Source organism: Stenotrophomonas maltophilia group sp. Smal32 (assembly GCF_030237085.1).
GTDB lineage: Bacteria > Pseudomonadota > Gammaproteobacteria > Xanthomonadales > Xanthomonadaceae > Stenotrophomonas > Stenotrophomonas maltophilia_Q.
In genome coordinates, this window is sequence record NZ_JASJSI010000026.1 from 45,401 (window position 1) to 51,494 (window position 6,094).

A 6,094-nucleotide genomic window follows, 5' to 3' on the forward strand; every position below is an offset into this window, starting at 1 on the left:
CGGGGGCCGAAGCCCCCGCGCTCAACACACCGCTTAGAACTTGAAGACGTACGACGCACCGTAGACCAGCGGATCGATGTTGACCGTGCCGATCTTCTCGCCGTTCAACTTCACCTTGCTGTCGATGTCGATCCAGCGCATGTCCACGCGCAGGGCACCCTTCTCGCCGATCGCGAAGTCGATGCCGGCATGCGCGGCCAGGCCCCACGAATCCTGCAGCTTCAGCTTGCTGCCGGCCAGTGCGCCGGTGGTGTCTTCACTGAAGAAGGTCGTGTAGTTCACGCCCGCGCCAACGAACGGCGAGACCTTGCCCTTGCTGTTGAAGTGGTACTGCAGGGTCACCACCGGCGGCAGCTGCTTGGTGCTGCCCACGCGGCCCAGGCCGTTGATGTTGATGTCGTGCTTGAACGGCAGTGCGGCCAGCACTTCGATGCCCAGGTTGTCGGCGATGAAGTATTCGCCGGTGATGGTCGGCTTGACGTCGTTGTCGACGTCGACCTTCAGGGTGTGGCCGGCCAGCCAGCCGTTGTTCGACTTCGGCGCCACCTGGTGGATGCCGGCCGAGACGGTCCAGTCACCCTTGGACTGGGCCATGGCCGGGGCGGCGGCGAGGGACAGGGCGGCGGCCAGGCCGGCCAGGATCAGGGGGGAGGTCTTGCGCATGGGGGTGATCTCGTTGCTGGGTGGATGGCGACAGTCTCGGCCTCACGCCGCGCTAACGCTTTGATCCGGATCAAATCCTGTCCGCCAGCCCTCTGGCGCGGGCGCTGGCCCACGGTGGCCAGCCCCGGTTTGCTAGACTTGTGGGCCCTATCCATCCCGCCGCACCCGTCGCGGCCGCAGGAGCTTGAGAACATGGCAATCAAGGTTGGTATCAACGGTTTCGGTCGCATCGGGCGTAACGTCCTGCGCTCGGCGGTGCTGAACTTCGGCGACGACATCGAAATCGTGGCCATCAACGATCTGCTGGAGCCGGATTACCTGGCGTACATGCTCAAGTACGACTCCGTGCACGGCCGCTTCAAGGCCGACGTGGCCGTGCAGGGCAACGACCTGCTGGTGAACGGCAAGAAGATCCGCCTGACCCAGGAACGCGACCCGGCCAACCTGAAGTGGGATGAAGTCGGTGCCGACGTGGTGCTGGAAGCCACCGGCCTGTTCCTGACCAAGGAAACCGCGCAGAAGCACATCGATGCGGGCGCGAAGAAGGTCATCATGTCGGCCCCGTCGAAAGACGACACGCCGATGTTCGTGTTCGGCGTGAACGACAAGACCTACGCCGGCCAGGCCATCATTTCCAACGCGTCGTGCACCACCAACTGCCTGGCCCCGCTGGCCAAGGTCATCAACGACAAGTGGGGCATCAAGCGTGGCCTGATGACCACCGTGCATGCGGCCACCGCCACCCAGAAGACCGTCGATGGCCCGTCCAACAAGGACTGGCGCGGCGGCCGTGGCATCCTGGAAAACATCATTCCGTCGTCCACCGGTGCGGCCAAGGCCGTCGGCGTGGTCATTCCGGAACTGAACAAGAAGCTGACCGGCATGAGCTTCCGCGTCCCGACCTCGGACGTGTCGGTGGTCGACCTGACCGTCGAGCTGGAAAAGGAAGCCACCTACGCCGAGATCTGCGCCGAAGTGAAGGCACAGAGCGAAGGCGCGCTGAAGGGCATCCTGGGCTACACCGAAGACAAGGTGGTGGCCACCGATTTCGTCGGTGAAACCCACACCTCGGTGTTCGACGCCGACGCCGGCATCGCCCTGGACGGCACCTTCGTCAAGCTCGTGTCGTGGTACGACAACGAGTGGGGCTATTCCAACAAGTGCCTGGAAATGGCCAAGGTTGTCGCCGCCAAGTAAGGCCGGCGAAGATCGCACGCGGACCCCGGCCTGGCCGGGGTTCGTCGTTTATGGGGCCGGCCCTGTCGTAGCATGGCCCGGTCGACCGCTGCCGCTGGGGCGCGGGAACGCAATGGAAGCACGCAATGGAAGCTCTGATCGCCCTGGTCGTACTGGTCCTGCTGGCCATCCCGCTGCTGCTGGTGGTGGCGCTGGTGATGATCGCCGGCCTGCGCCGCCGCGTCGCCGCGCTGGAAAGCGCGCTGGCCGCCGCGCCTGCCACCCGGCCGGCCGCTGCGGCCACCGCCACCGAAGCGGCGCCTGCCCGGTCGGTGGTGACGCCTTCGGCCAGCGCCGATCCTCCGTTCCTGCGGCCAGTCGCGGCGGCGACACCACAACCGCCGCCGGCGCCTGAAGCCCTGCCTGCCGGGCCACCTGCGCCCCGTCCCGTCACGCCGCCGCCGGTACCGGTGGCGCCACCACTGCCTGCCGAGCCGGCGCTGCCGAATTTCATCGAGCGTGGCATCGGTGCGGTCAAGCGCTGGTTCACCGAAGGCAACGTGCCGGTCAAGATCGGCATGCTGGTGCTGCTCGCCGGTGTCGCCGCGCTGCTCAAATACGTCAGCGACCAGGGCTGGCTGGTGCTGCCGATCGAACTGCGCCTGGCCGGCGTCACCGTGGGCGCGCTGGGCCTGCTGGCCTTCGGCTGGCACCAGCGCGAACGCAGGCGCATGTTCGCGCTTGCGCTGCAGGGCGGTGCCATCGGCGTGCTGCTGCTGACCATCTTCGCCGCCTTCAAGCGATTCGACCTGATTCCGCCAGGCTTCGCCTTCGTCAGCTCGATTGCGCTGGTGGCAGGCCTGTGCGTGCTGGCGGTGATGCAGAACTCGCGAACCCTGGCGGTGCTGGGCATCCTCGCCGGCTTCATGGCGCCGCTGTGGCTGTCCACCGGCAGTGGCAACCACGTGGGGTTGTTCAGCTACTACGCGGTGCTCAACGCCGGCATCTTCGCCATTGCCTGGTTCCGGCCGTGGCGCGCGCTGAACCTGCTGGGTTTCGCCTTCACCTTCGGCATCGGTACGTTCTGGGGCGTGCTGCAGTACGCGCCGGACAAGTTCGGCAGTACCGAACCGTTCCTGCTGCTGTTCTTTGCCTTCTACCTGCTGATCCCGCTGCTGTACGCACGCCGGCAGCCCGCCGGCCGCCGCGACCTGGTCGATGGCAGCCTGGTGTTCGGCACCCCGCTGGTCGCGTTCTCGCTGCAGGCCGGCATGCTGCATGAGCAGCCGATGACGCTGGCGCTCTGCGCGCTCGGCCTGGCCGCGATCTACGCGGTGCTGGCGTGGGCGTTGATCCGGCGTGCGTCGTACACCGTGCTGGCGCAGTCGCACGCGGTGCTGGCGGCGGGCTTTGCCACGCTGGCAGTGCCGCTGGCGCTGTCGGCACGCGCCACGGGTGCCGTGTTCGCGCTGGAAGGCGCTGGCCTGGCCTGGCTGGGCCTGCGCCAGAAGCGCTGGCTGCCGCAGGTGGCTGGCGCGTTGCTGCAGATGGGCGCCGCGTTCGCCTTCGTGGCCGGCGGCGACCACTGGCACGAGGACCTGCGCTTCCTGATCAATCCGACCGCCATCGGCGCGCTGCTGCTGGCGCTGGCAGGTTTCGCCTCCGCCTGGAGCTACCAGCGCCGGCCGCGCCATGAGGTCGCACTGGTCTACTACCTGTGGGGCCTGCTGTGGTGGCTGGGCGGGCTGGTACACGAGATCACCCGTTTCTTCCCGTACCGCATGGAAGTGGATGCGCTGCTGGTGCTGGCTGCGGTCACCGCATGGCTGGCCGCCGAAATGCAGCGCCGCCAGCCGGCGCGTGCATTGGGCGTGACTGCGCTGGCGATGCTGGCGCTGGGCTTCCCGCTGGCGCTGATGCAGAGCGACGCGCACCATCAGCCGTTCGCCGGCTACGGTGCGTTGGCCTGGGCGGTATTCGCCGTGCTCGGTGTACGCACGCTGCTGTGCCTGCGCCAGGGCGGTGACAGCGTGGCGCGCATCGCGCAGTTCCTGTGGTGGCTGCTGTGGCCGTCGCTGCTTTCGCTGCTGGCGCTGTGGGGGGGGGGCGAGGCCGGTCTGGCGCAGGGTTGGACGACGCTGCTGGTCACGCTGCCGTGGCTGCTGATGGCGTCGCTGTCGCTGTGGCGCTGGAATACGCTGCGCTGGCCATTGGGTGAAGCGTTCGACCGCGTGCGCACGCCGCTGCAGTGCGTGCTGTTCGGGCTGCTGTCGATCGGCTGGCTGCTGGGGCAGCTGTTGCCGGGCGATGCTTCTCCGTTGCTCTGGCTGCCGGTGCTGAACCCGGCCGAGCTTGGACAGTGGCTCAGCCTGTTGCTGCTCGCGCGCTGGCTGTACAGCGGCCAGGCGCCGAAGGCACTGCTGGGTATCCGCATGCCGCTGCTGTCACTGGCAACGTTCGTTGCGCTGACCAGCGTGGTGCTGCATGGCGTGCACCAGTGGGGCGGCCTGTCGTGGAACGCGTCGATGATGCGCTTCAGCCTGGCGCAGACCAGCCTGACCGTGCTGTGGAGCGTGCTCGGAGTGATCGCCTGGGTATGGGGTTCGCGTCGCGGCCAGCGCGTGTTGTGGATGGTCGGTGCCGTGCTGATGGGCGTGGTGCTGGCCAAGCTGGTCATCGTCGATCGCCAGCACCTGGGCAACCTGCTGGGCATCGCATCGTTCATCGCCTACGGCCTGCTGTGCACCGTCGTGGGTTATCTGGCACCGGCACCGCCCAGCGCGGCGCCGACCGTGGAGGAAAAGCAATGAAAATGTGGAGCAGGGTGCTGCTGCCTGCGATGTTCGGCCTGTTGGCCGCCGTCGCGGTGCAGGCCGCCGATTACCGCACGCAGTACGCCGAACAGTGGCCACTGACGTTGTCCAGTGCACAGTCCGGTGCTTATCGCGTCGTGCTGGAACCGGCGATCTACCGTCGCGCCGGTACCGCGGACCTGAGCGATCTGCAGGTGTTCAATGCCGCAGGCCAGTCGCTGCCCTCCGCCTTGCTGGCGCCCGATCAGCCGCTGGCGCAGCCGCCGGTGCAGCGTGAGCTGCCCTGGTTCGCGCTGCCGCCGCTGGCCGAAGCGCAGCGCAACGATCTGCAGTTGCTGACCGAGCGTGATACCGATGGCCGTGTGCGTCGCGTCGAAGCACGCGTGAGTGGCGGTGCGGCGGCGAGCGGGCAGGGTGGCTGGCTGATCGACGCCAGCGTGCTCGGCCAGCAGCCGGTGGCGGCGCTGGTACTGGATTGGGCCGACAGCGGAGAGCCGCTGCAGGCACAGGTGCAGCTGGATGCCAGCGACGACCTGCAGCACTGGCGTCCGATCGGGCGTGATATCCCGCTGGTCGACCTGCAGCGTGCTGGCAAGCGCCTGCTGCAGCGCCGCCTGCAGGTGGACGGCGAGGCGCGCTACCTGCGCGTGCTGGCGCAGGGCGATGCACGCCTGCCGGCGCTGCGCAGCGTACTGGCCGAGCTGCCGCCGGCGCCGGCCACACTGCCGTGGGAGTGGCTGTCGCTGGAGCCGACCTCGACGGGCAAGGGGGAATACACCTTTGAGATGGATGGCCGTTTCCCGGTCGCCCGTGCGGACGTGGCCAGTACCGACAACAGCCTGGTGCAGTGGACGTTGTTCAGCCGCGACGACGAAAGTGCGGAGTGGCAGCGCCGTAGTGCGCCGTGGATTGCCTACCAGCTGCAGCAGGGCGCACAGGGCCCGCGCCAGCAGTCGGCCGCGCAGGCACTGGGCGGCGTGCATCGCGACCGCTACTGGAAGCTGGTTGCGAATCCTGCCGAATTGGCGACTGCGCCGTCCCTGCGCCTGGGCTACCAGCCGGAAGTGCTGGTGTTCCTCAGCCAGGGCGCGGCGCCCTACGCGTTGGCGGTGGGCAGCTCGACCGCGCGCCGGATGGAGGCGCCGATCGGGGTGCTGATCGAGGAACTGCGACAGCGCAACGACCCGTCGTGGCAGCCGACGCTGGCGCGCCTGGAAGGCAGCCCGGAGCCGCTGGCCGGCGATGCGGCGCTGAAGGCCCAGCATGATTGGAAGTCGTGGTTGCTGTGGGCATTGCTGGGGCTGGGTGTGCTGGTTGTTGGCGGCCTGGCGGTCAGCCTGCTTCGGCAGAAGCCTGCGCCTTCGGCGTAGGTTCCGGCGAACGGCGCAGCCCCTCGTGGGTGGGGGTGGTCGTGCAAAGCAAAAGAAAAAGCCGCGCTTGGC

At 68.0% G+C, this 6,094-nt stretch carries 4 protein-coding genes; 3 read left to right on the forward strand and 1 reads right to left on the reverse strand.

What is annotated here, in order from left to right; all coding sequences use genetic code 11:
- Nucleotides 1-33 precede the first annotated feature (33 nt).
- A complete protein-coding gene (locus tag QRO91_RS08790; protein WP_049432699.1) occupies nucleotides 34-663 on the reverse strand; it encodes an OmpW family protein in 630 nt (209 codons plus the stop codon).
- Nucleotides 664-855: 192 nt separating this feature from the next.
- Here QRO91_RS08790 and gap point away from each other — a divergent pair, with 192 nt between their 5' ends.
- The 3 genes from gap to QRO91_RS08805 all read left to right on the forward strand — a co-directional run bounded on the left by gap (nucleotide 856) and on the right by QRO91_RS08805 (nucleotide 6,022).
- Nucleotides 856-1,860 (forward strand): type I glyceraldehyde-3-phosphate dehydrogenase, encoded by a 1,005-nt coding sequence (gap, locus tag QRO91_RS08795; protein ID WP_019660012.1) that lies wholly within the window; start codon nucleotides 856-858, stop codon nucleotides 1,858-1,860.
- Between the two features lie 125 nt (nucleotides 1,861-1,985).
- Nucleotides 1,986-4,649 carry a DUF2339 domain-containing protein gene (locus QRO91_RS08800; RefSeq protein ID WP_049432705.1) on the forward strand — a complete coding sequence of 888 codons (2,664 nt, stop codon included), beginning with the start codon at nucleotides 1,986-1,988 and terminating at the stop codon, nucleotides 4,647-4,649.
- A complete protein-coding gene (locus QRO91_RS08805; protein WP_049432709.1) occupies nucleotides 4,646-6,022 on the forward strand; it encodes a DUF3999 domain-containing protein in 1,377 nt (458 codons plus the stop codon). The genes QRO91_RS08800 and QRO91_RS08805 overlap by 4 nt, the downstream gene beginning before the upstream one ends.
- Nucleotides 6,023-6,094 lie beyond the last annotated feature (72 nt).